The sequence below is a fragment of the Pseudoxanthomonas sp. PXM01 genome (assembly GCF_014851815.1).
In the GTDB taxonomy this organism is placed as follows: Bacteria; Pseudomonadota; Gammaproteobacteria; order Xanthomonadales; family Xanthomonadaceae; genus Pseudoxanthomonas_A.
The window spans coordinates 1,097,320-1,120,311 of record NZ_JACVAJ010000001.1 but is presented as its reverse complement, the minus strand read 5'-3'; the positions used below and the strand labels follow the sequence as shown (position 1 = coordinate 1,120,311).

Genomic DNA, 22,992 nt, shown 5'->3' with positions numbered 1-22,992 from the left:
TGTGTTGCAGCGGTGGCGTTGTGGGCGGGGATGTCGATGGCGGGGCCGGTACAGGCCGCCGAGCCGGTCGACCTGGACATGGTGGCGAAGATCCGTAGCGAGGCGCTCCATCGCTCGCAGGCCGCCGCGAACCTGAAGGAGCTGACCGAGACCATCGGGCCGCGGCTGACCAACTCGCCCAACTACACGCAGGCCAGCGCCTGGGCGCGCGGCAAGCTGTCCGGCTGGGGCCTGTCCAACGTCCACGACGAGGTCTACGACCCGGCGTTCGGCCGCGGCTGGGCGTTCCGCGCGTCGCGCGTGGAAATGCTGTCGCCGCGCCAGTTGCCGGTGCACGCGCTGCCCAAGGCATGGACGCGTGGGACCGACGGTCCGGTCGAAGGCGAGGTGGTGCTGGCGTCGTTCAAGACGCTGGAGGACATCGAGAAGCAGCGCGGCAAGCTGCGCGGACGCATCGTGCTGGTCGACGAGGCGCGCGCCTACAAGCCGTCCGAAAAGACCGACTTCCGCCGCTACACCGCCGCCGAGCTGGGCGAACTGCAGACCTTCCCGACGCCGGAAGACGCTGCGCCCGACGCACAACAGAAGCGCCTGGACGAGTACCGCAAGCGGACCGCACTGAGCAAGGCGCTGAACACCTTCCTCGCCGAGGAGGGCGTGCTGGCCACGCTGTCGATCAGCTCCTGGGACAACGGCATCATCCGCGCGACCGGCGGTGGCGCGCGCAAGGCCGGCGAACCCGTCGGCGTGACCGAACTGGTCCTGCCGGCCGAGCACTACAACCCGCTGGTGCGTGCGGTGCAGGGCAAGCAGCCGGTGCGCCTGCGCATCGACGTGGATTCCGCGTTCACCAGCGAACAGGATCTGCCCGCCACCAACACCTTCGCCGAGATCCCCGGCAGTGGGAAGGCGGACGAAGTGGTGATCATCGGCGCGCACCTGGATTCCTGGCATACCGGTACCGGCGCCAGCGACAACGGCGCCGGCGTGGTCGTGATGATGGAAGCCATGCGCATCCTCAAGACGATCGGCGCGAAACCGCGGCGCACGATCCGCCTGGCGTTGTGGGGTGGCGAAGAGCAGGGCCTGCATGGATCCGCGGGCTACGTCGCGAAGCATATGGCCGACTATCCGGAACCCACCGATCCGGAACAGAAGGCGCTGCCGCGCGCTTACCAGCGCGGGACCGGTCCGCTGCAGCGCCGGCGCGGCTACGACCGCTTCTCGACCTATTTCAACTTCGACAACGGCACCGGCCGCATCCGCGGCATCTATGCGCAGGAGAACCATGCCGCCGTGCCGATCTTCAAGGCGTGGCTGGAGCCGTTCAACGACCTCGGCGCGAGCATCGTCACCACCCGCAACACCGGCAGCACCGACCACATCTCGTTCGATCGCGTCGGCCTCCCGGGCTTCCAGTTCGTGCAGGATCCGGCGGACTACTTCACCCACGTGCACCACACCCACCTGGACACCTACGACCACGTGGTGCCGGAAGACCTGAAGCAGGCGGCGGCGATCATCGCTTCGTTCGCGTACCACGCTGCGATGCGCGAGGAGCGGCTGCCGCGCAAACCCTTCATCGAGCGGGACGCACAATAGGCAGTGACGGAGGACCGCTGCCGCATCAGGCGGCGGTCTTTTCCTTGAACCGGCAGAGATCGCGGATCACGCACTGCGGGCAGTCGGGCTTGCGCGCCTTGCACACGTAGCGCCCATGCAGGATCAGCCAGTGATGCGCGTCCTGCATAAACTCCGACGGCACCACCTTCAGCAGCCGGTCCTCCACCGCGCGTACATCCTTGCCGGGCGCCAGGCCGGTGCGGTTGGAGACGCGGAAGATATGCGTGTCCACCGCAATGGTCGGTTCGCCGAACGCGGTGTTCATCACCACGTTCGCGGTCTTCCGACCGACACCTGGCAGCGCTTCCAGCGCTTCGCGCGAACGCGGCACTTCGCCGCCGTGTTCGTCGATCAGGATGCGGCACGTGGCGATGACGTTCTTCGCTTTCGCGTTGAACAGGCCGATGGTCGAGATGTACTTCTTCAGTCCGTCCTCGCCCAGCGCGAGGATCGCCGCCGGCGTGTTGGCTACCGGGAACAGTCGCCTTGTCGCCTTGTTGACGCCCACGTCGGTCGCCTGCGCCGACAACGTCACTGCGACCAGCAGTTCGAAAGGCGTGCGGTACTCCAGTTCGGTGGTCGGCTTGGGATTGAGTTCGCGCAGGCGCGAGAACAGCTCGACGACCTCGGCGCGCGTCAGCGTGGCGCTGCGCCGGGGGGGCGCCGTCATGGCTTCATCCTTTCGGCCGCCTTGGCCTTGGCGCGCGCAAGGATCGCGGCCGCACCGGTCGGCAGGGCAGGGCGAGGAGGCTGGACGCTGTCCGTCACCTCGGTGGCCTTCAACCGGCGCGCGTCCCGCTCCTCTGCGCGCCGCGCCAGCCTGGCCCCGCGCTGCCGGTAGCGTTCCCGCGCATCCCATGCCGTGCGCAGGCGCTGCTGGACCTGCATCACTTCAGCAATGCTGCCGTCCGCGCAGCCGCAGGCCTGGAAGGTCATCAGTCCTGCCTCGATCGCGGCATCGACGTCACTGGTCATGAGCAGGGCATGCAGTGCGCGTGCCTGGTCGCAACAGGGGCAGGACGGGATGGTCACGCGTATCGCCGCGTTTCAGTGGCCGGTGAAGGCAGGCTTGCGGCGCTCGACGAAGGCGCGCGTGCCTTCGCGCATATCGTCGGTCGCGAACATCAGGCCGAACTGCGCGCTCTCGTACTGGAGGCCTTCCTCGATGCCGCACTCACCGCCGATATTGACCACGTCGAGCGTCGCACGCAGCGCGAGTGGCGCCGAGGCGGCGAGCTGGGTGGCGATCTTCAGGGTTTCGGCCTCCAGCTCCGCCGCGGGTACCACGCGGGTGACGATGCCCAGCTGCAGTGCGCGCTCGGCCGTAATCGGCGTGCCGAGCAGGCACAACTCCAGCGTGGCGGACCGCCCGGCCAGGCGCAGCAGGCGCTGGCTGCCGCCGAACCCCGGGATCAGGCCCAGGTTGATTTCCGGCTGGCCGACCTTGGCGCTGTCCGCGGCGATGCGGAGGTGGCAGCCCATCGCCAGTTCCAGTCCGCCGCCGAGCGCGAAGCCGTTGACCATCGCGATCACCGGCTTGGGCAGCGTCTCGATGGTGCGCATCAGTTTCTGCCCGCGCAGCGAAAAATCCCGGCCCTCGGTCGGGCGCAGGTCCGCCATCTCGGCGATGTCGGCGCCAGCGACGAAGGCTTTGGGGCCGGCGCCCGTGAGCACCACGACCCGCACGGCGGCATCGGCCGCCGCCTCGTCGAACGCCGTTTGCAGGGCGTCCAGGGTGTCGGCATTGAGGGCATTCAGTTTGTCGGGACGGTTGACGGTGATGCGGCGGATGCCGGCGTCGTCGGCGACAAGGACAAGGCGTTCGGACATGGGTTTTCCGGGGATTTTTGTAAATTCTGGGTGAAATCGGAACTCTGCCGACAAGGCCCGGTCAGAGCCGCCTGTCGTCAGTGGCGGTTAAGCGCCCCGGCGGCTATCCTAGCGCGTCCATTCCAGACGGTATGCCGCCGTCGCCCTATCTTCGGAGAGTGTGTTGATGAAGTTGCGTTCGATTGCGGTCGCTGTTGCGGCATTCGCCATGGCCGGTAGCGCCCTGGCCCAGGACGTCTCGTCCGAGAAAGGCAAGCTGAGCTACTACTTCGGTTACGACTACGGCAACAACCTTGCCGAACTGACCGCACGTGGTGAGCAGCTGGACATCAATTCCGTGGTGAAGGGCCTGCAGGACGCCTACGCCAAGAAGCAGCCGGCCCTGACGGCCGACCAGCTGAAGCCGGCACTGGAAGCCTTCCAGAAGCGCGAGCAGTCCCGCGCCCAGCAGGCCAAGGCCGAATACGACAAGGTCGCCGGCGAGAACAAGACCAAGAGCGACCAGTTCATCGCCCAGTACAAGGGTCAGGCGGGCGTGAAGACGCTGGCCAGTGGCGTGCCCTACAAGGTGATGGAGAACGGTAACGGTGCGAAGCCGACGCAGGCCAGCACGGTCGAGCTGCTGGTGTCCGGTCCGTATCCGTTCGGCCAGCGTCCGGCGGAAGCCCGCCCGGCGCAGCCGATGAAGGACCTGAAGATCAGCGCCGTCGAGATGCCGGCGATGCGAGAGGCGCTGCTGCAGATGCCGGCCGGTGCCAAGTGGGAAGTGGCGTTGCCGCCAGACAAGGCCTATGGCGCCGACCCGCGTACCGGCTTCCCGCCGAACGTGGCCGTCGTGTTCGAGATCAAGCTGGTCAGCGTCAAGTAATTCCAGCAGTCGTTACATCCCCTGCGCCGGCCTAGTGCCGGCGCAGTGCTTTTCAGCGCCGGGCGGCGTTTCCGCGCTACCCTCCGCAGGTGCCAGAAGAAATGAATACCGCATTCCGCGCCGTGCTCAGTCCGTGCATCGGCGTCTGCACGCTGGACGACGACGGGCTTTGCGAAGGCTGCCTCCGCACCACTTCCGAAATCGCGCGCTGGTCGCAGATGAACGATGACGAACGCCTGCGTCTGATGGAGCATGTGCTGCCTGCGCGCGAACACGCGCGCGCGCCGTTCGCGCTCGAGCAGCGCTTGCGCGAGGGCGGGCACCTGCGTCGCGCCCTGCATCCGCTGGGCGACGTGCCGAGCGCGGCAGGCTGGAACCATGACGAGCTGATCGACCTGCTGCCACCGGGCCCGCTGGCCGAGGCAGCGGTGCTGGCGGGACTCGTCCCGCGCGGGAACGGCACGCAGGTGCTGCTGACACGCCGTACCGATGGCCTGCGCCATCACGGGGGACAGGTGAGCTTTCCCGGTGGCCGCGTAGAGCCCTCCGATGCCGACGCGGTCGCAGCGGCACTGCGCGAGAGCTACGAGGAGATCGCCTTGCCGGCGTCGCAGGTCGAGCCGCTCGGCTTCCTGGACCCCTTCACCACTATCAGCGGGTTCCGCGTGGTGCCGGTCGTCGCACTGATCGATCCCGCATTCGTGCCCGTGCCCGAGCCGAACGAAGTCGCCGACGTGTTCGAGGTTCCGCTCGATTACCTGCTGTCGCCCGACAACCTGCGCCGCGTCGAGGTCGACTATCGCGGGCGGCGGCGTGTGGTGCTCGAATACGCATGGCCTGGGCAGCGCATCTGGGGTGCAACCGCCGCCATCCTGTTCAACCTGCGGCAACGGCTGGAGCAACTTGCATGAACTGGACGACCCTTGTCGATGCTGCTGCGTTGTCCAACGCCCTCGACGATCCGGAATTGCGGCTGGTCGATGCCCGTTTCGTCATGCTCAACGCCGCGCCGGATGCCGGTCGCCATGCCTACGCGGAATCGCATCTGTCGGGTGCCGTTTACGCCGACCTCAATCTTGACCTGTCGGATCTGTCGAAGGTCGGTGCCGGTCGGCATCCGTTGCCTGACGAAGGGGCATTCACCCGCAAGCTGGGTGAGTGGGGCATCGGGCCGTCGCATCAGGTGGTGGTCTACGACGCGGGCGACGGCAGCATGGCGGCGGCTCGTCTGTGGTGGTTGCTGAAGCTGCTCGGTCAAGTCCGCGTGGCGGTACTCGACGGCGGCCTGGCGGCGTGGCGCGCAGCGGGAGGCGAGGAAACTTCCGAGGTTGCCGCGCGTTCGCCCATCGCGGCGTATCCATCGCACTTCGACGCCGGCCAACTCGTCGATGCGCCGGATATTCTCGCGCGGCTGGACGCGGACAGCGGCTGGCTCATCGATGCGCGGGCCGCCGAACGCTTCCGTGGCGATGTCGAACCCATCGATCCGGTCGCCGGGCATGTTCCCGGCGCACTCAACCGTCCGTTCGCGCAGAACCTGCGGGACGGTCGCTTCAAGTCGCCTGACGAACTGCGCACGGAGTTGGCGGCGCTGCTGGGGAACCGGTCCCCCGCGAACACCGTGCTGATGTGCGGCTCAGGCGTGACCGCCTGCCATCTGCTGCTCGCCTTCGAACATGCGGGCCTGCAGGGCGCGCGCATCTATCCGGGCTCCTGGAGCGGCTGGATCGCCGATCCGGCGCATCCGGTGGCGCGCGGCGACTGATCCGGCAGGCCGTCATGGCCCTGTCATCCGCACACGTCACGCTCCCGCGCTTCATCAGGGGGTGATCCGTGTTCCAGCGTTTTCTAACTGTCGCCTGTGTGGCGACGGCATTGTCCTGCGTTGCTTCTCCCGCGACGGCCCAGGATGCAGAGGCCGAACGCCTGCGCATCCGCGGCTCCAATACGGTCGGCGCCGAGGTGATGCCGCGCATCGTCACGGCCTGGTTGGGATCCATCGGCTACATCCGCATCGAACGGCGAAACGTCGATGTCGACCGCACCGAGATCGCCGCCGTCCGCGATGGCGAGCCGCTCATCGTGGAGATCGACCGACGGGGCTCCGCTGTCGGCTTCCAGGCACTGGTGGACGGCGAGGCCGAACTGGCGATGATGGCGCGTGCGCCGTCGGCAGCGGAGCGCGATGCCGGCTGGCAGCTGGGCGACCTGTCGTCGCCGGAGCAGGAGTTCTCCATCGCGCTCGATGGTCTGGTCGTGGTGGTCGATGCGCGCAATCCCGTGCGCTCGATCAGCGTGGCGCAGCTGCGCGAGGTCGCCGCCGGCCGCATCCGCAACTGGGCGCAGCTCGGCGGGGCCGATGCGCCGATCCGAGTGCACGGTGGACCCGTCCGCGGGGGCAGCCGCGAGTTCCTCGATCAGCGCGTGATGGCAGGGCAACCGGCTGCCGCGGTTTTTGCGCATCCACGCCTGTGGCAGGCCGCGCGCGTCGTAGCGGACGATCCGGATGCACTGGCGATCGTCGAGCTGACCACGCGGATTCCACCCGGCACGCGCACGTTGGCCGTCACCGACGGTGGCGTGCCGGTGCAGCCGACGCGGCTCAACGTGGCCAGCGAGGACTATCCACTGCTGCGCCGCTACCGCCTGTACGGCGCGCCGCTGATGTCGGCGCTGGGTCGCAGCCTGGCCCTGTATGCCATCGGTCGCGAGGGCCAGCAGGCCGTCGAATCGACAGGCCTGCAGTCGATGATGCTGCGTCCGGCAGTCCAGCCGGGGCGCGTGCAGGGCGGGGCCGCCTATCGCGACGCCGTGGCCGGCGCGACGCGTATTCCCCTGGGCCTGCGGTTCAACATGGGCTCGTTGAGTTCGCTGTTCGAAAGCCGCAGCGCGTCCGACATGGAACGGCTGGTCGCGTTCATGCGGTTGCCGCAGAACCGGGGCAAGTCGGTGGTGGTGGTGGGCTTCGCGGACCACGCGCCGGGCAACCGCTTGCTGCCGACCATGTTGAGCAACGAGCGCGCGGACATCGTTGCCGACCATCTGGTCAGGCAGGGCATTCCGGTGGCGCGCTCGATAGGGTTGGGCGATGCGCGCCCCCTGGTGTCCATCGGTGGGATCAACGCACGCGCCCGCAACGAGCGCGTCGAGGTCTGGTTGCGCTGACGCGGCCTACTTTTTCAGCTTGTCCACCAGCGCCCGCAACGCGGTCTGCGTATCGGGCGCATGCCAGGCATCGACGAAGCGTTCGAGCTGGATCAGCGCAGGGTCCAACGCCTCGACCAGGTCGCGCCGGGCGAGCGTGCGCGTCTGCAGCATCGGATGGTGCGGCAGGCGCAGCAGCTGCTGCAGCCATGCGACGGAGCGTGTGGTCACCTCTTCCTGGCCGACGAGTTCATCGACCAGCCCGATCTCGAGCGCGCGTTCCGCCGGAACCATCTCGCCTGCGACCAGCAGGCGTTCCGCGCGATAGGGGCCGACGACGCGGCGCATCAGGCGCTGGATGCCTTCCGGCACCACCAGCCCCACCTGCGTTTCATTCAGTCCGAGCGCGAAGGGACGCGCCGGATCCGGGCTGCGCGCCATCACCCGGTAGTCGCAGCAGAGCGCCAGCACGCAGCCGCCCGCGGGGGCATGACCGGTGATCGCCGCCACGACCGGTACGCGCGATTCGGCCAGCGTGCGCGCCGCGCCGAAGAACGCCTGCCACGCATCGAGCAGCGCGTGGCGGTCGTCGCCGAGCGACAGCAGGTAGGGGACGTCCATGCCGGCCGAGAAGATCTTCGGATTGCCGGCCAGCACGATGCCGCGCGTGCCATGGTCGAGCGCTGCATTGAGCGCATCGATCAGCGCCCGGCACAACTCGGTGTTGAGGGCATTGACCGGTGCCCGCGCCAGCCGGATCTCGCGGATGTCGCCGTGGTCGGTGGTTTCGATGAGGCCCGTCATTCATCCGCTCCCTGAAGTCAGGCCGGTATCATAGGCGCATGAACCGTCGCATCGAAACGCTCTGCCTGTCCGTCCTGCTGCTGTCGTCGCCGGGTGTGGCCCTCGCAGCGGAATGCCTGCCCGTCGCCAAGGCGGCCTGGGTGCGCCTGCCGCCGGTCGCGATGCCGATGATGGCCGGATTCGCCCGCATCGAGAATCCGTGCAAGGCACCGGTCAGCATCGTCGGTGCGGAAAGCCTCGCCTTCGACGATGTGTCACTGCACGAGACGCGCGAAGAGGGCGGCGTCAGCCGCATGCGCGAAGTGGCTACGCTGCCGATCGCGCCTGGCAAGGTCGTGGAACTGAAGCCGGGCGGATTGCACCTGATGCTGCATGGCCCTTACCAGCCGCTGGCCGCAGGCGAGAAGCCGGTGATCACGCTGAAACTGGCCGATGGCCGTTCGTTGCCGGTGGTGTTCGAGGTGCGGAAGAGCGCGCCCTGAGCCCTGCAGTTGTGGGAGCGACGTAAGTCGCGAGCTTTTCCCGAGGCTGAAAGAAGATCTCGCGACTTACGTCGCTCCCACAAGGCTCTCCGCGATTACTCCGACACCGCGCGGATCGCCGCCGGCAACGGTGCGCTGTGGCCGGTCTGCGTGTCCATCCATACGACCACGACGTTGCCGTCCGAATAGAGCACGCTGTCGTCCTTGGCCGACACGATGCGATGGCCGATGGTGACGCTGCTGGTGCCCAGCCGGTCGACATAGAGCTCGACCACCACATCGTTCGGCCATGTCAGCGGTCGCTTGTAGTTGATGTTGTTGGCGGCGACGACCGGCGCGATGCGGTCGGTCATCGACACGTCCGGCACGGTGAGCATCCAGCGCACGCGTGCCTCTTCCAGGTACGAAATGTACTTGGCGTTGTTGACGTGGCCCATGCTGTCCATGTCGCGCCAGCGCACGCTGATCGGGATCTTCGCCAGCAGCTTGCGGCCGGTGTCGTGTGCGTCGCTCATCGTGCGGCCTTCTTTGTCGTGGTCTTGGTGGTCTTCGCCGATTTCGGGGCGGATTTGCGCGGCGGCAGCACGTCGGGCTTGGCAACCGCGGCCGGCTTGGTCGGCTTCGGCGCCTTGGCGGCGGGCAGCAGCTTGGCGAGGAAGCGACCCGTATGCGAATCCGGATGCGCCGCGATGTCCTCGGGCGTGCCGGTGGCCAGGATCTGGCCGCCGCGGTGTCCGCCTTCCGGCCCCAGGTCCACGACCCAGTCCGCCGTCTTGATGACGTCCAGGTTGTGCTCGATCACCACGATGGTGTTGCCGTCATCGCGCAGCTTGTGCAGCACGGCGAGCAGGTGTTCGATGTCGTGGAAGTGCAGGCCGGTGGTCGGTTCGTCGAGGATGTACAGCGTGCGCCCGGTGTCGCGGCGCGACAGCTCCTTCGACAGCTTCACGCGCTGGGCTTCGCCGCCGGACAGCGTGGTCGCGCTCTGGCCGAGTTTGACGTAGCTCAGGCCGACATCCACCAGCGTCTCCAGCTTGCGCGCGATCGACGGCACCGGTTCGAACAAGGCCAATGCATCCTCGACCGTCATTTCCAGCACGTCGTTGATGTTGTAGCCCTTGTAGAGGATCTCCAGCGTCTCGCGGTTGTAACGCTTGCCGTGACAGACGTCGCAGGGCACGTACACGTCAGGCAGGAAGTGCATCTCGACCTTGATCAGGCCGTCGCCCTGGCAGGCTTCGCAGCGACCACCACGCACGTTGAAGCTGAAACGGCCCGGCGAATAGCCACGCGCGCGCGCTTCCGGCACCTGCGCATACAGTTCGCGCAACGGCGTGAACAGGCCGGTATACGTCGCCGGATTCGAACGTGGCGTGCGCCCGATCGGCGACTGGTCGATGTCGACGACCTTGTCGAACAGGTCCAGGCCGGTCACTTCGCGGTACGGGGCGGGTTTGTGCGAAGCGCCGTTGATTTCGTTGGCGGCCAGCGAATACAGCGTGTCGTTGATCAGTGTCGACTTGCCCGAGCCCGACACGCCGGTGATGCAGGTGAGCAAGCCGGACGGAATGTCGAGATCCACATCCTTCAGGTTGTTGCCGGTGGCGCCGCGCAGGTGCAGCGTCATTTTCGGGTTGGCCTTGTGGCGTGCCTTCGGTACTTCGATCTGGCGCTTGCCGGACAGGTACTGGCCGGTCAGCGAACGCGGCGCCTCCAGCAGGTCCTGCAGCGTGCCCTGGCCGACGATCTCACCGCCGTGCACGCCCGCGCCGGGGCCGATGTCGAGCACATAGTCTGCGAGGCGGATCGCGTCTTCGTCGTGCTCGACCACGATCACTGTGTTGCCCAGATCGCGCAGGCGCGTCAGCGTGCCGAGCAGGCGCTCGTTGTCGCGCTGGTGCAGGCCGATGCTCGGTTCGTCGAGCACGTACATCACGCCGACCAGACCGGCACCGATCTGCGAGGCCAGACGGATGCGCTGCGCTTCACCACCCGACAGCGTGTCGGCCTTGCGTTCCAGCGTCAGGTAATCCAGGCCCACATCGACGAGGAAGCCGAGGCGCTCGGCGATTTCCTTGACGATCTTGGCGGCGATCTCGCCGCGCCAGCCGGGCAAGTCGAGGCTGCGGAAGAACGCCAGCGCTTCGTCCACCGGCAGCACGACCAGCGACGGCAGTGGACGATCGGCGACGAACACGTTGCGCGCCGACTTGTTGAGACGCGCGCCCTGGCAGTCGGGGCAGGGACGGTCGCTGATGTACTTCGCCAGTTCCTCGCGCACCGCCGGCGATTCCGTCTCGCGGTAACGACGCTCCAGGTTCGGCACGATGCCTTCGAAGCGGTGTTTGCGCTGCGTGCGTCCACCCGACTCGGTGAGATAGGTGAAGGTGATGACCTCCTCGCCGCTGCCGTACAGCACGGCCTGCTGCACGTTCTCCGGCAGCGACTGCCAAGGCGCATCGGTGTCGAACTGGTAGTGCTTGGCCAGCGAGGCGATCAGCTGGAAGTAGTACGCGTTGCGGCGATCCCAGCCACGCACGGCGCCGGCGGCCAGCGACAGCTCCGGATGCACGACCACGCGCGCAGGATCGAAGAACTGCGCCACGCCCAGGCCGTCGCACGTCGGACAGGCGCCGACCGGCGAGTTGAACGAGAACAGGCGCGGCTCCAGTTCCGGCAGCGAGTAGTCGCAGACCGGGCAGGAGTACTTCGACGAGAACAGCAGCGGTGCGGCGTCCGGCTGGTCCAGCGACATCACCTGGGCCATGCCGTCGCCCAGCTTCAAGGCGGTCTCGAAGCTTTCGGCAAGACGCTGCTTGAGGTCCTCGCGCGGACGGAAGCGGTCGATCACCGCTTCGATGGTGTGCTTCTGGCGCAGCGCCAGTGCCGGCACCGCATCGATCTCGTACAGCTCGCCATCGACGCGCACGCGCACGAAGCCCTGCGCGCGCAACTGGTCGAACACCTGCGCATGCTCTCCCTTGCGCTCGCGGATCACCGGCGCCAGCAGCATGTAGCGCTGTTCGCCGTCGAGCGCGAGCACCTGGTCGACCATCTGGCTGACCGTCTGCGCTTCCAGCGGATAGCCGTGGTCCGGGCAGCGCGGCAGGCCGACGCGCGCATACAGCAGGCGCAGGTAGTCGTAGATCTCGGTGATCGTGCCGACGGTGGAGCGCGGGTTGTGGCTGGTCGATTTCTGTTCGATCGAGATCGCCGGCGACAGGCCCTCGATGTGGTCGACGTCGGGTTTCTCCATCACCGACAGGAACTGCCGCGCATACGCCGACAGCGATTCCACGTAGCGGCGCTGGCCTTCGGCGTAGATGGTGTCGAACGCCAGCGACGACTTGCCCGAGCCGGACAGGCCGGTGATCACGATCAGCTTGTCGCGCGGCAGGTCGAGATCGATGTTCTTGAGGTTGTGGGTACGGGCTCCGCGGATGCGGATGAAGTCCATGGCCATCGGGTGGGGGATCCGGAAAGCGAACAAGGAAGCGTAGCGATCTGCCTAGGTGGGGGCAAATAGCGCCATTGCCAGCGAAGCAGTGGGGTCGGGTAGGCGGCCGGTCCAGTCCCGGGACGGGCCGTCGGCGCCGCGTCCGGTCGGGGCGAGCACGGGCGGCATCGCCGGGAACATCCAGTCAAGTCATTGATTTACAATGGAGTGCCCCGGTGGGAGGCGCCGACGAGGGGCGCCATCGAGGACAGCCTGCGCCGCATTGCGGACGAACCCTGTCCGTAAAGACGGGCGGCAGCAGCGCCCGGAAGGTCGAGCATGGGCAGGGTTGACCCTAACTCCATGAATCCACTACAATTCCGCTTCTGTTCGCCCTCGATGGCGGGCAGGCTCCAGAAAATAACTACAGAAACCAAGGAATCCACATGTACGCAGTCGTAGTCACGGGCGGTAAGCAGTACCGCGTGATGAAGGGCGAGACGCTCCGCGTCGAGAAGCTCGAGGCCGAAGCCGGCAACGAGATCACCTTCGACAACATCCTGATGCTGGGCGATGGCGAGACCATCAGCCTGGGCGACGCCCTGAAGGGCGCCAGCGTGACCGCCAAGGTCGTCGGCCATGGCCGCGCCGACAAGGTCCGCATCATCAAGTTCCGCCGCCGCAAGCACCACATGAAGCGCCAGGGTCATCGGCAGCACTACACCGAAATCGAAATCACCGGCATCACCAAGTAAGGAGAAGCAGTCATGGCACACAAAAAAGGCGTAGGTTCCTCGCGCAACGGCCGCGACTCCAATCCGAAGATGCTGGGCGTCAAGGTCTTTGGTGGTCAGGCGATCGATGCGGGCAATATCATCATCCGCCAGCGCGGCACCCAGTTCCATCCGGGTCCGGGCGTCGGCCTGGGTCGCGACCACACGCTGTTCGCGCTGGTCGACGGCAAGGTCGAGTTCTCGGTCAAGGGCGCCAAGAAGCGCCGTACCGTGAGCGTGGTCGCGGAAGCCTGAGGCTTCCCCACACGCCGAGCGAAGGGCCCCGCCGCGTGCGGGGCTTTTCGTTTGCGGGGCTTGTTTTTCGATCCCGCGCCCGTTCCATCCCTCCTCATCACCCCAGTCCAATCCCATGAAACTCGTAGACGAAGCAGAAATCCAGGTCGGCGCCGGCAACGGCGGCAACGGTTGCGTGGGATTCCGCCGCGAGAAGTTCATTCCGCTGGGTGGCCCGGACGGTGGTGACGGCGGCAACGGCGGCAGCGTCTGGCTGCAGGCCGACGAGAACCTCAACACGCTGGTCGACTTCCGCCACCAGACCCAGTTCCGCGCGCAGCGCGGCGAGAACGGCATGGGCCGGCAGATGTACGGCAAGGCCGGCGAAGACCTGACCATCACGGTGCCCGTGGGCACGGTGGTGACCAACGTCAGTACCGACGAAGTCATCGGCGACCTCACCCAACACGGCGACCGCCTGCTGGTGGCCAAGGGCGGCAAGGGCGGCCTGGGCAACATGCACTTCAAGAGCTCCATCACCCGTGCGCCGCGCAAGGCGACCCCGGGCGAAGAGGGCGAAGAGCGCCTGCTGAAACTCGAGCTGAAACTGCTGGCCGACGTCGGCCTGCTCGGCTTCCCGAATGCCGGCAAGAGCACCTTCATCCGTGCCGTGTCGGCGGCCACGCCGAAGGTCGCGGACTATCCGTTCACCACGCTGTATCCGAACCTGGGCGTGGTCAGCGTCGAGGCCCACCGCAGCTTCGTCATCGCCGACATCCCGGGCCTGATCGAGGGCGCCGCCGACGGCGCCGGCCTGGGCGCGACGTTCCTGCGCCATCTGCAGCGCACCCGCATCCTGCTGCATCTGGTGGACATGGCGCCGATGGAAGGCGGCGTGGAGGACGTGGATCCGGTCGAGCAGGTCCGCGCCATCGAGCGCGAGCTGGAGAAGCACGATCCCGAACTGCTGCAGAAGCCGCGCTGGCTGGTACTCAACAAGGCCGACCTGATGTTCGAGGACGAGGCAAAGGAACGCGCCGAACAGATCATCGCCAGCCTCGGCTGGACCCAGCCCTGGTTCCAGGTCTCCGCCATTTCGCGCGAAGGTACCTGGCCGATCATGAAGGACGTGATGGCCTTCTTCGATCGACAGAAGGAAGAAGCCGACGAGGCCGCGCGCGAGGCGTGAAACCTCAAGAAAAACCCGCCGGTCGGCGGGTTTTTCATTAGCGGAAAGGGATGGGCCTCAGCGGCCATCCTCCGTGCGCAGCGAAGCGGAATCCGCGATCACCTGCGGCTCCAGGTTCTTGTGGCGCTGGGTGGCGCTCTCCAGATTGGCCTGGCCCCATTCCAGCGACTTGGGGCTGTTGATCGTCAGCTGGGTGCCCTTGTCCCATCCAGCGAAGTCCTTGCCCGTGAACGCGTCCTGGTGCACCGGCGACAACCCCCAGATGCCGTCGATGATGTGGGCGCGGAAGTAATAGGTCTTCCCGGCTTCCACGTTGGCCTTGTAGAAGCGCACGCCACCATCGCCGCCGAAGACCGTGGTCATGAAGACGTGTTCGCCTGCCGGCACCTGGTAAGCCACCTTGCTGCCGGCATCCAGGATGCCAATGAACTTGGTCTCGTCGCCCGTCACGTCGAACAGCGGCACGGCGACGGCGGCGCCGACGAACTTGCCCGGTCGCATGAAGACGACGGCGGCCTTGTCCGGTTCCAGCGTCAGCGGTTCATTGGATTTGGCCATCTTGCCGGCATGTGCCGACATCGACGCGGTGGCCAACAGGACGGCGAGCGCCGTCGCACGAAGCAGTTTCATCGTGTTCCCCTTGTTGAATTCCCCCTGCCTCTCCGGTTGGCGAGGCGTGCGCATCAGAACCGGGGCAGGGGATATGCGTCAATGGGGGGCGAGCAGGCCAAAAAAGAAACCCGCCTTTCGGCGGGTTCCCAGTGTCTTCGCGTTGCGTGCCGCCGTGAATCAGGCCGCTTGCAGGGCCTTGATGCGGGCGTTCAGGCGGCTCTTGTGGCGGGCAGCCTTGTTCTTGTGGATCAGGCCGCGCGAGCTCAGGCGATCGAGGATCGGCTGGGCCGACACGAACGCGGCCTGGGCGCCGGCGGCGTCATTGGCGTCGAGCGCCTTCAGGACTTTCTTGACAGCGGTGCGCAGCATCGAACGCTGACCGGCATTGCGCGCATTGCGCACGACGGTCTGCTTGGCGCGCTTCTTGGCGGACTTGATATTGGCCACAGTGGGATTCCTGATGAATACCTGAGAGAATTCAGGGGGTGAACGGAAGACGGGTAATTGAGCCGGAAATTATGGGGCATTCAATGGGTTGCGTCAACCTGGGTCATCCCCGGGCAAAGGGCGGGCGATGAGCGGCAATCGGCTCCTGCGGTCCGCTGCCGTGTTCAGCTCCATGACCTTCCTGTCCCGCCTGTCCGGACTGGTCCGGGACCAGGTCTACGCCCACGTCTTCGGCGCTGGCGGCATGATGGATGCCTTCTTCGTGGCGTTCCGCATCCCCAACTTCATGCGGCGGCTGTCGGCCGAGGGCTCATTCTCGATGGCCTTCGTGCCGGTACTGGCTGAGTACAAGGCTACCCGCAGCGCCGGGGAGGTCAAGGCCCTGATCGACCGGGTCGCCGGCACCCTGGCGGCCGTGCTGCTGCTGCTGACGGCCGTCGTCATCCTGCTGGCGCCGCAGATCGCACGCCTGATCGCGCCGAACTTCGACGACGCGCAGATGGCGATGCTGACCGACCTGCTGCGGGTCACGTTCCCCTATGCATTGTTCATCTCGCTGGCCTCGCTGGTCGGCGCCATCCTCAACAGCTACCAGCGCTTTGCCATCCCGGCGCTCTCGCCGATCCTGCTGAACGTGGCGATGATCTCGGCGGCCTTCGCGGCGCAAACGTGGTTCAGCAGTTCGGTGATGGTGCTGGGCTGGGGTGTATTCATCGCCGGCCTGCTGCAGCTGGGGTTCCAGTTGCCGTCGCTGTTCCGGCTGGGCCTGCTGCCCCGGCCGAAGCTGGATGCCGCCCACGCCGGCGTGCGCAAGATCCTGACCCTGATGGTGCCCACGCTGTTCGGCTCCTCGGTGGCGCAGTTCAACCTGCTGCTGAATACCTGGGTGGCCGCGCTACTGATCAGCGGCAGCGTCAGCTGGCTGTACTACAGCGACCGTCTGCTGGAGTTCCCGCTGGGCATGTTCGGTGTCGCCATTGGCACGGTGATCCTGCCGCACCTGTCCAGCCGCCACGCGGAGACCGATCCCGAGGGCTATTCGAAGGGACTGGACTGGGGTTTCCGGCTCTGCCTGCTGATCGGCCTGCCGGCCTGCGCCGGCCTGATCCTGTGCGCCCAGCCGCTGCTGTCGACGCTGTTCCAGTACGGCCGGTTCGGCGCCACCGACGTGCAGATGGCCAGCTGGAGCCTGATGGCCCAGTCGATCGCCATCCCCGCGTTCCTGCTGGTGAAGGTGCTGGCGCCGGCGTTCTATTCGCGCCAGGACACCCGCACGCCGGTCAAGGCGGCGGTGGTGGCGGTGCTGACCAACGCGCTGTGTACGGTGCTGTTCTTCGCCGCGATGCTCTACGGCACCGAGCCGGGCCGGCAGGCCCTGCAGGCCACGGGCGGCGACCTGAAGGCCGCGCTCGGCCAGGTCCAGGGCGCCCACGCATTGCTGGCGCTGGCCATCGCCATCGCCGGCTGGGTCAACGCGCTGCAACTGGCCTGGCTGCTGCGCAAGGCCGGTGTCTATCGCCGGCAGCCGGGCTGGGCCCGGTTCCTGCGCCAGATCGTGCTGGCCACGGTGGCGATGACGCTGGTGGTGGTGGCGTTCCGCTTGGTCTGGGTCGAATGGACCCCGTGGGCCTGGTGGGAGCGTGGCTGGCGGCTGGCGGTGATGGTCGGTGCCGGTGGCGGTCTCTACGCCGTCCTGCTGTACCTGCAAGGCATCCGGCCGCGTGACCTGCGTGGGCATTGAGGACGGGCAGGGCCGGCTATACTTCAAGGTCTTGCAACATCCCGGATCCGCCGCCTGGCGCATCCGTCCCCACAGGAATCCATGAGCAGGCTGTTCCGTGACGTCGATGGCGGGCTTTTGTGCCCGCACGGTAGCGTGGTCTGCATCGGCGCCTTCGATGGCCTGCACCTGGGCCACCGTGCGCTGGTGCGGCATGCCGTCGCCCGTGCCCGCGCGCTGGGCGTGCCGGCCGTCGTGGTCACTTTCGAACCGCTGCCGCGCGAGTTCTTCGCCAGGGACACCCCGCCGCCGCGCCTGACTTTGGCGCGTGCCAAGGTGGAAGGCCTGCTGGATCTCGGTGCCGACCACGTCGGCCTGCTGCGCTTCGATGCCAAGCTCTCCGCGATGTCCGCCGAAGACTTCGCCCGCGTGCTGCTGTCCGGCCGCCTAGCCGCCCGTGAAGTCTGGATCGGTCCGGAGTTCCGCTTCGGTCATCGCCGCGGCGGCGATCTCGCCCTGTTGCAGGCGATGGGCCGCGAACTGGGCTTCACCGCCGGCGAAATCGAGCCGGTGCATGCGCAGGGCGAACGTGTCTCGAGTACCCGTATCCGTGAAGCGCTGAAGGGCGGCGACTTCGCCACCGTCGAGCGCCTGCTCGGCCGCCCGTACGCCATCGGCGGCCGCGTGGTGCGCGGCAAGCAGCTCGGGCGCACGCTGGGTTTTCCGACCGCCAACCTGCGCTTTCCGAAGACGCCCGCGCTGTCCGGCATCTACGCCACCTGGGTGCACGGCGTCGGCGACCAACCGTGGCCGTCGGTGTCCAGCTTCGGTACGCGTCCCACGGTCGACGGCGTCGAGCCGTTGCTGGAAGCCCACCTGTTCGACTTCGCCGGCGACCTCTACGGGCGCCACATCGACGTCGAATTCGTCGCCAAGCTGCGCGACGAACTGAAATTCCCCGATCTGCCCAGCCTCACCGAGCAGATGCATCGCGACGCCGCCGAGGCGCGCGCACTCCTTTCCGAACACCAACGACGAGCGACGGCGTGAGCCAGGACTACAAAGCAACCCTCCATCTGCCCGCCACCGAATTCCCGATGCGCGGCGACCTGCCCAAGCGCGAGCCGGACACGCTGGCGCGCTGGGAAAGCCAGGGCCTGTACGCGCAACTGCGCGACAACGCCAAGGGCCGCCCGCTGTTCGTGCTGCACGACGGCCCGCCGTATGCGAACGGTGCGATCCACCTGGGCCACGCGGTCAACAAGATCCTCAAGGACATCATCGTCAAGTCGCGCTACCTGGCCGGCTTCGATGCGCCGTACATCCCGGGCTGGGATTGCCATGGCCTGCCCATCGAGATCGCCATTGAGAAGAAGTTCGGCAAGGTCGGCGTGAAGCTCGACGCGGTCGAATTCCGGCAGAAGTGCCGCGAATACGCCGAGTCGCAGATCGACATCCAGCGCAAGGACTTCAAGCGCCTGGGCGTGATCGGCGACTGGGACAATCCGTACAAGACGCTGGACTTCCGTTTCGAAGCCAACGAGATCCGCGCGCTGGCGAAGATCGTCGCCAACGGCCACCTGACGCGCGGCGTGAAGCCGGTGCACTGGTGCTTCGACTGCGGCTCGGCGCTGGCCGAAGCCGAGATCGAATACGCCGACAAGGTCTCGCCGGCGGTGGACGTCGCTTACGCCGCGCGCGATGCGCAGGCGGTGGCGAAGGCGTTCGGCGTGGCCGTGCCTGACGGTGTCGAGATCGCCGTGCCGATCTGGACCACGACCCCGTGGACGCTGCCCGCATCGCTGGCCATCTCGATGGGCGGCGAGCTGGAGTACGCGCTGGTCGACGGTCCCGCGCATGACGGCAAGCGCCGCTGGCTGGTCGTTGCCGATGCGCTGGCCGAACGCGCGCTGCAGCGCTATGGCGTCACCGACGTCGTCGTGCATGCGCGCGTGAAAGGCGCGGCGCTGGAAGGCCTGCATTTCGCGCACCCGTTCTACGACGAGCGCGACATCCCCGTGCTGCTCGGCGACCACGTGTCGGCCGAAGACGGTACCGGTGCCGTGCATACCGCGCCCGGCCACGGCCAGGAGGACTATGTCGTCAGCAAGCAGTACGGCCTGCTCGACAAGTACACCGCTGCGCAGCTCAATCCGGTCGATGGCCGCGGCGTGTACCTGCCGTCCACGCCGGCCGCGCATGGCGTCGAACTCGCCGGCCTGCATATCTGGAAGGCCAACGACACCATCATCGAGGTGCTGAAGCAGAGCGGCGCGCTGCTCGCCTTCAGCAAGCTGGAGCACAGCTACCCGCACTGCTGGCGCCACAAGACGCCGATCGCGTTCCGCGCCACGCCGCAGTGGTTCATCTCGATGGAGCAGGCCAACCTGCGCGCCGATGCGCTGGAAGCCATCAAGCACGTCGGCTGGTTCCCGCAGTGGGGCGAAGCCCGCATCGCCGGCATGGTCGATGGCCGTCCGGACTGGACCATCTCGCGCCAGCGCACCTGGGGCGTGCCGATCGCGCTGTTCGTGCATCGCGAAACCGGTGAGCCGCATCCGCGCAGCGTCGAGCTGATGCGCGCGGTCGCCGATCGCGTGGAGCGGGGCGGCGTCGATGTCTGGTACACGCTGGACGCGACCGAGCTGCTGGGCGACGAAGCCAAGGACTACGACAAGATCACCGACATCCTTGATGTCTGGTTCGACTCCGGCGTGACCCATGAAGGCGTGCTGCTGGAGCGCGGCTTCGGCAAGCCGGCCGACCTCTATCTGGAAGGCTCCGACCAGCACCGCGGCTGGTTCCAGTCCTCACTGCTGACCGGCGTGGCGATCGACAAGGCGGCGCCGTACAAGCAGTGCCTCACCCACGGCTTCACCGTGGACGAGCACGGCCGCAAGATGTCCAAGTCGCTGGGCAACGGCATCGAGCCGCAGGACATCATGAAGACGCTGGGCGCGGACATCCTGCGCCTGTGGATCGCCAGCGCCGACTACAGCAACGAGATGTCGCTGTCGCAGGAAATCCTGAAGCGCAACGCCGATGCCTACCGTCGCCTGCGCAACACCGCGCGCTTCCTGCTCAGCAACCTCAACGGTTTCGATCCCGCGCGCGACCTGCTGGCGCCGGCCGACATGGTCGCGCTGGACCGCTGGATCGTGCACCGCGCCCATGAGGTGCAGGAGAAGATCAAGGCCGCCTACGACCGCTACGACTTCGCCGAGATCGTGCAGGCGCTGCTGAACTTCTGCAGCGTCGACCTCGGCTCGCTGTACCTGGACGTCACCAAGGACCGTCTGTACACGATGCGCGAGGATTCGCGCGGCCGTCGCAGCGCGCAGAGCGCGATGTTCCATATCGCCGAGGCGTTCGTGCGCTGGATCGCGCCGGTGCTCAGCTTCACCGCCGACGAGATGTGGGGCTATTTGCCCGGCAAGCGCGTCGACAACGTGCTGTTCGCCACCTGGTACGACGGCCTGGCGCCGCTGCCGGAAGGCGCCGCGCTGAACGCCGCCGACTTCGACCAGCTGCTGGCCCTGCGCGAGCAGGTCGCCAAGGTGCTGGAGCCGATGCGCGCCAACGGCCTGATCGGCGCCGCGCTGGAAGCGGAGATCACCGTGTCGGTGAATGCATTGACCGCCGCCAAGTGGCAGCCGCTGGCCGAGGAACTGCGCTTCTTCTTCATCAGCGGCGACGTCACCGTCAGTGAAGTCAGCGCCGACGAGATCTTCGTGCTGGCCACGCCGACCACCAAGAGCAAGTGCGTGCGTTGCTGGCACTACCGCGCCGATGTCGGCCAGCATGCTGCGCATCCCGAGTTGTGCGGCCGCTGCGTCAGCAACATCGACGGCGCGGGCGAAGACCGGGTGTGGTTCTGATGAGCATCAAGCCGAAACCCAATGCGCTGGTCTGGCTGCTGCTGTCGGTCGTCGTCATCGTGCTCGACCAGTGGTCGAAGGCGTGGGTGCTGGCCTCGCTGCCGGAGTACACCGCCATCCCGGTGATCGAGGGCTTCTGGAACTGGTACCGCACCTACAACACCGGCGCGGCGTTCAGCTTCCTGGCCAACGCCGGCGGCTGGCAGTTGTGGTTCTTCACCGTGCTGGCCGTGGGCATCAGTGGCCTGCTGGGCTTCTGGCTGTCGCGCACCGCGCGCGCGGACTGGCGCCAGGCGCTGCCGTACGCGCTGGTCATCGGCGGCGCGCTGGGCAACGTCATCGACCGCCAGATCCACGGCCACGTGATCGATTTCATCCAGTGGCACTGGCGCGACTACTACTGGCCGGCGTTCAACATCGCCGACTGCGCGGTGGTGGGGGGCGCCATCGGCATCGCGCTGTTCGGGCTGTTCGACGGCAAGAAGAAGGGCGGTTGAGCCGGGTGGCTCCCGCGTACTCGTAGGGTGGGCCAAGGCCCACCCTGCAAAGCGGCATCGCGGCGGCTCGCCCTCACCCCGTTCCCCTCTCCCGCAGGCGGGAGAGGGGCGTAGGTGCCATGCGGGATCGGTGCTGGCGACACATTTACCTTTTCATTTCCCTGCCTTCGGTACTATCGGTCCTATGGATGTCCTGCTCGCCAATCCCCGTGGTTTCTGCGCCGGTGTCGACCGCGCCATCGAGATCGTCAAGCGCGCCATCGAAACGCTTGGCGCGCCGATCTACGTACGGCATGAGGTGGTGCACAACCGCTTCGTGGTCGACGACCTGAAGCAGCGCGGCGCGGTGTTCGTGGAAGAACTGGACGAAGTGCCCGACGGCGCCACCGTCATCTTCAGCGCGCATGGCGTCGCCAAGGCCGTGCGCAACGAAGCCGACCGCCGCGGCCTGAAGGTATTCGATGCCACCTGCCCGCTGGTGACCAAGGTGCACTTCGAAGTGGCCCGCCACTGCCGCGCCGGCCGCGACGTGGTGCTGATCGGCCACGCCGGCCACCCCGAGGTGGAAGGCACGATGGGCCAGTGGAACCGCGAAGGCGGGGCAGGGCAGATCTACCTGGTGGAAGACATCGACGGTGTCGCCACGCTGGACGTGAGCCAGCCGGAGAACCTGTTCTACACCACCCAGACCACGCTGTCGGTCGACGACACGGTGGGCATCATCCAGGCGCTGCAGCAGCGCTTCCCGGCCATCCAGGGGCCGAAGAACGACGACATCTGCTACGCCACGCAGAACCGCCAGGACGCCGTGCGCGACCTGGCCAAGCAGTGCGACCTGGTCCTCGTGGTCGGCTCGCCGAACAGCTCCAACTCCAACCGCCTGCGCGAGCTGGCCGAGCGCGACGGCGTGGAGTCGTACCTGATCGACGGCGCGCACGAGATCGACCCGCGCTGGATCGACGGCAAGCAGCGCGTCGGCGTCACCGCCGGCGCCTCCGCGCCGGACGTGCTGATCGAGGGCGTCATCCAGCGCCTGCGCGACCTCGGTGCCGCCGGTGTCAGCGAACTGGATGGCGAGCCCGAGAGCATGGTCTTCGCGCTGCCCAAGGAACTGCGGCTGCAGCTGGTTAGCTGATCCGTCGGCGCGGGACGCTTCCCGCCGGCGCGATACATCGGAAAGACGGGTATGGCATTGGCAGGCGTGCACGCGAACGCGTAGCGGCCCTGGTGTCGTCCCCTCGCGCTCCGGGACGACCGTTTCCATGGCACGCATATCCCGCATCCGGCAGGTCGTTGCCGGACGCTCGCTCGTTGCCGCGATCATCGCGTACACGCCGGCTCTGTCCGTCGAAACTGCGACGGATGCCGCTGCGGTCAGATGCGTGCGATGTCCTGTGCATCGCGCCCACCGCGAATATCCCCTCGCGACGTCACGCATACGCATACGAACGTAGG

General features: G+C 67.0%; 22 protein-coding genes. 14 read left to right on the top strand and 8 right to left on the bottom strand.

Annotated elements, in window-relative coordinates; translation table 11 throughout:
- Positions 1–30 precede the first annotated feature (30 nt).
- Positions 31–1,602, top strand: coding sequence for a M28 family metallopeptidase (locus IB230_RS05065; protein WP_192271298.1), 1,572 nt, complete (start codon positions 31–33; stop codon positions 1,600–1,602).
- Positions 1,603–1,627: 25 nt separating this feature from the next.
- Here IB230_RS05065 and nth read toward each other — a convergent pair whose 3' ends face one another.
- The 3 genes from nth to IB230_RS05050 all read right to left on the bottom strand — a co-directional run bounded on the left by nth (position 1,628) and on the right by IB230_RS05050 (position 3,453).
- The gene (gene nth / locus IB230_RS05060; protein WP_192269481.1) at positions 1,628–2,293 is read right to left on the bottom strand and encodes an endonuclease III; all 666 of its coding nucleotides are present in this window, start codon (positions 2,291–2,293) and stop codon (positions 1,628–1,630) included.
- Complete coding sequence (locus tag IB230_RS05055; protein ID WP_192269478.1) at positions 2,290–2,598, bottom strand: hypothetical protein; 309 nt, start codon at positions 2,596–2,598, stop codon at positions 2,290–2,292. Before IB230_RS05055 ends, nth begins: the two co-directional genes overlap by 4 nt.
- 72 nt (positions 2,599–2,670) lie before the next feature.
- Complete coding sequence (locus tag IB230_RS05050) at positions 2,671–3,453, bottom strand: enoyl-CoA hydratase-related protein (RefSeq protein ID WP_192269474.1); 783 nt, start codon at positions 3,451–3,453, stop codon at positions 2,671–2,673.
- A 166-nt stretch (positions 3,454–3,619) separates the two neighbouring features.
- Here IB230_RS05050 and IB230_RS05045 point away from each other — a divergent pair, with 166 nt between their 5' ends.
- The 4 genes from IB230_RS05045 (at position 3,620) to IB230_RS05030 (ending at position 7,486) form a co-directional block, all read left to right on the top strand.
- Positions 3,620–4,321, top strand: a complete 702-nt coding sequence (locus IB230_RS05045) for an FKBP-type peptidyl-prolyl cis-trans isomerase N-terminal domain-containing protein (RefSeq protein ID WP_192269472.1) — start codon at positions 3,620–3,622, stop codon at positions 4,319–4,321.
- Positions 4,322–4,422: 101 nt separating this feature from the next.
- On the top strand, positions 4,423–5,232 hold the full coding sequence (locus IB230_RS05040; RefSeq protein WP_192269469.1) for a CoA pyrophosphatase: 810 nt from the start codon (positions 4,423–4,425) through the stop codon (positions 5,230–5,232).
- The gene (locus IB230_RS05035) at positions 5,229–6,086 is read left to right on the top strand and encodes a sulfurtransferase (protein WP_192269466.1); all 858 of its coding nucleotides are present in this window, start codon (positions 5,229–5,231) and stop codon (positions 6,084–6,086) included. The genes IB230_RS05040 and IB230_RS05035 overlap by 4 nt, the downstream gene beginning before the upstream one ends.
- A 110-nt stretch (positions 6,087–6,196) precedes the next feature.
- Positions 6,197–7,486: a substrate-binding domain-containing protein gene (locus IB230_RS05030; protein ID WP_192269464.1), complete on the top strand. Its 1,290-nt coding sequence runs from the start codon at positions 6,197–6,199 to the stop codon at positions 7,484–7,486.
- A gap of 6 nt (positions 7,487–7,492) precedes the next feature.
- On the opposite strand, the gene IB230_RS05025 is transcribed toward IB230_RS05030, so the two are convergent.
- On the bottom strand, positions 7,493–8,269 hold the full coding sequence (locus IB230_RS05025; protein ID WP_192269461.1) for an enoyl-CoA hydratase/isomerase family protein: 777 nt from the start codon (positions 8,267–8,269) through the stop codon (positions 7,493–7,495).
- Positions 8,270–8,307: 38 nt separating this feature from the next.
- Between IB230_RS05025 and IB230_RS05020 the strand changes: the two genes are divergently transcribed.
- On the top strand, positions 8,308–8,751 hold the full coding sequence (locus IB230_RS05020; protein WP_192269459.1) for a copper chaperone PCu(A)C: 444 nt from the start codon (positions 8,308–8,310) through the stop codon (positions 8,749–8,751).
- 95 nt (positions 8,752–8,846) lie between these two features.
- On the opposite strand, the gene IB230_RS05015 is transcribed toward IB230_RS05020, so the two are convergent.
- Positions 8,847–9,266 (bottom strand): thioesterase family protein, encoded by a 420-nt coding sequence (locus IB230_RS05015; protein WP_225589199.1) that lies wholly within the window; start codon positions 9,264–9,266, stop codon positions 8,847–8,849.
- Positions 9,263–12,214: an excinuclease ABC subunit UvrA gene (gene uvrA / locus IB230_RS05010; protein WP_192269456.1), complete on the bottom strand. Its 2,952-nt coding sequence runs from the start codon at positions 12,212–12,214 to the stop codon at positions 9,263–9,265. The genes IB230_RS05015 and uvrA overlap by 4 nt, the downstream gene beginning before the upstream one ends.
- Positions 12,215–12,633: 419 nt before the next feature.
- Here uvrA and rplU point away from each other — a divergent pair, with 419 nt between their 5' ends.
- The 3 genes from rplU (at position 12,634) to cgtA (ending at position 14,383) form a co-directional block, all read left to right on the top strand.
- Positions 12,634–12,942: a 50S ribosomal protein L21 gene (gene rplU / locus IB230_RS05005; RefSeq protein ID WP_062355039.1), complete on the top strand. Its 309-nt coding sequence runs from the start codon at positions 12,634–12,636 to the stop codon at positions 12,940–12,942.
- A gap of 12 nt (positions 12,943–12,954) precedes the next feature.
- Positions 12,955–13,215: a 50S ribosomal protein L27 gene (gene rpmA, locus IB230_RS05000; RefSeq protein ID WP_062355042.1), complete on the top strand. Its 261-nt coding sequence runs from the start codon at positions 12,955–12,957 to the stop codon at positions 13,213–13,215.
- Positions 13,216–13,330: 115 nt separating this feature from the next.
- On the top strand, positions 13,331–14,383 hold the full coding sequence (gene cgtA, locus IB230_RS04995; RefSeq protein ID WP_192269453.1) for an Obg family GTPase CgtA: 1,053 nt from the start codon (positions 13,331–13,333) through the stop codon (positions 14,381–14,383).
- Positions 14,384–14,440: 57 nt separating this feature from the next.
- On the opposite strand, the gene IB230_RS04990 is transcribed toward cgtA, so the two are convergent.
- Entirely contained in the window at positions 14,441–15,013 is a 573-nt protein-coding gene (locus tag IB230_RS04990) for a hypothetical protein (protein WP_192269449.1), read from the bottom strand.
- 159 nt (positions 15,014–15,172) lie between these two features.
- Positions 15,173–15,442: a 30S ribosomal protein S20 gene (rpsT, locus tag IB230_RS04985; RefSeq protein WP_062355047.1), complete on the bottom strand. Its 270-nt coding sequence runs from the start codon at positions 15,440–15,442 to the stop codon at positions 15,173–15,175.
- 127 nt (positions 15,443–15,569) lie between these two features.
- Here rpsT and murJ point away from each other — a divergent pair, with 127 nt between their 5' ends.
- The 5 genes from murJ (at position 15,570) to ispH (ending at position 22,672) form a co-directional block, all read left to right on the top strand.
- Positions 15,570–17,183, top strand: a complete 1,614-nt coding sequence (gene murJ, locus IB230_RS04980) for a murein biosynthesis integral membrane protein MurJ (protein WP_192269446.1) — start codon at positions 15,570–15,572, stop codon at positions 17,181–17,183.
- A gap of 81 nt (positions 17,184–17,264) precedes the next feature.
- Entirely contained in the window at positions 17,265–18,212 is a 948-nt protein-coding gene (locus IB230_RS04975) for a bifunctional riboflavin kinase/FAD synthetase (protein ID WP_192269442.1), read from the top strand.
- Positions 18,209–21,040 carry an isoleucine--tRNA ligase gene (ileS, locus tag IB230_RS04970; RefSeq protein ID WP_192269440.1) on the top strand — a complete coding sequence of 944 codons (2,832 nt, stop codon included), beginning with the start codon at positions 18,209–18,211 and terminating at the stop codon, positions 21,038–21,040. Before IB230_RS04975 ends, ileS begins: the two co-directional genes overlap by 4 nt.
- On the top strand, positions 21,040–21,537 hold the full coding sequence (gene lspA, locus IB230_RS04965) for a signal peptidase II (protein WP_192269436.1): 498 nt from the start codon (positions 21,040–21,042) through the stop codon (positions 21,535–21,537). Before ileS ends, lspA begins: the two co-directional genes overlap by 1 nt.
- Positions 21,538–21,721: 184 nt before the next feature.
- Complete coding sequence (gene ispH, locus IB230_RS04960; protein WP_192269433.1) at positions 21,722–22,672, top strand: 4-hydroxy-3-methylbut-2-enyl diphosphate reductase; 951 nt, start codon at positions 21,722–21,724, stop codon at positions 22,670–22,672.
- Positions 22,673–22,992 lie beyond the last annotated feature (320 nt).

Coding starts and splice junctions, on each gene's coding strand:
- uvrA (WP_192269456.1), bottom strand. CDS start 12,214: ATGGCCATGGACTTCATCCGCATCCGCGGAGCCCGTACCCACAACCTC.
- nth (WP_192269481.1), bottom strand. CDS start 2,293: ATGACGGCGCCCCCCCGGCGCAGCGCCACGCTGACGCGCGCCGAGGTC.
- IB230_RS05045 (WP_192269472.1), top strand. CDS start 3,620: ATGAAGTTGCGTTCGATTGCGGTCGCTGTTGCGGCATTCGCCATGGCC.
- IB230_RS05035 (WP_192269466.1), top strand. CDS start 5,229: ATGAACTGGACGACCCTTGTCGATGCTGCTGCGTTGTCCAACGCCCTC.
- lspA (WP_192269436.1), top strand. CDS start 21,040: ATGAGCATCAAGCCGAAACCCAATGCGCTGGTCTGGCTGCTGCTGTCG.
- IB230_RS05020 (WP_192269459.1), top strand. CDS start 8,308: ATGAACCGTCGCATCGAAACGCTCTGCCTGTCCGTCCTGCTGCTGTCG.
- IB230_RS05025 (WP_192269461.1), bottom strand. CDS start 8,269: ATGACGGGCCTCATCGAAACCACCGACCACGGCGACATCCGCGAGATC.
- IB230_RS05065 (WP_192271298.1), top strand. CDS start 31: ATGTCGATGGCGGGGCCGGTACAGGCCGCCGAGCCGGTCGACCTGGAC.
- IB230_RS05040 (WP_192269469.1), top strand. CDS start 4,423: ATGAATACCGCATTCCGCGCCGTGCTCAGTCCGTGCATCGGCGTCTGC.
- murJ (WP_192269446.1), top strand. CDS start 15,570: ATGAGCGGCAATCGGCTCCTGCGGTCCGCTGCCGTGTTCAGCTCCATG.
- rplU (WP_062355039.1), top strand. CDS start 12,634: ATGTACGCAGTCGTAGTCACGGGCGGTAAGCAGTACCGCGTGATGAAG.
- IB230_RS04990 (WP_192269449.1), bottom strand. CDS start 15,013: ATGAAACTGCTTCGTGCGACGGCGCTCGCCGTCCTGTTGGCCACCGCG.
- ispH (WP_192269433.1), top strand. CDS start 21,722: ATGGATGTCCTGCTCGCCAATCCCCGTGGTTTCTGCGCCGGTGTCGAC.
- IB230_RS05050 (WP_192269474.1), bottom strand. CDS start 3,453: ATGTCCGAACGCCTTGTCCTTGTCGCCGACGACGCCGGCATCCGCCGC.
- IB230_RS04975 (WP_192269442.1), top strand. CDS start 17,265: ATGAGCAGGCTGTTCCGTGACGTCGATGGCGGGCTTTTGTGCCCGCAC.
- cgtA (WP_192269453.1), top strand. CDS start 13,331: ATGAAACTCGTAGACGAAGCAGAAATCCAGGTCGGCGCCGGCAACGGC.
- rpmA (WP_062355042.1), top strand. CDS start 12,955: ATGGCACACAAAAAAGGCGTAGGTTCCTCGCGCAACGGCCGCGACTCC.
- IB230_RS05055 (WP_192269478.1), bottom strand. CDS start 2,598: ATGACCAGTGACGTCGATGCCGCGATCGAGGCAGGACTGATGACCTTC.
- IB230_RS05015 (WP_225589199.1), bottom strand. CDS start 9,266: ATGAGCGACGCACACGACACCGGCCGCAAGCTGCTGGCGAAGATCCCG.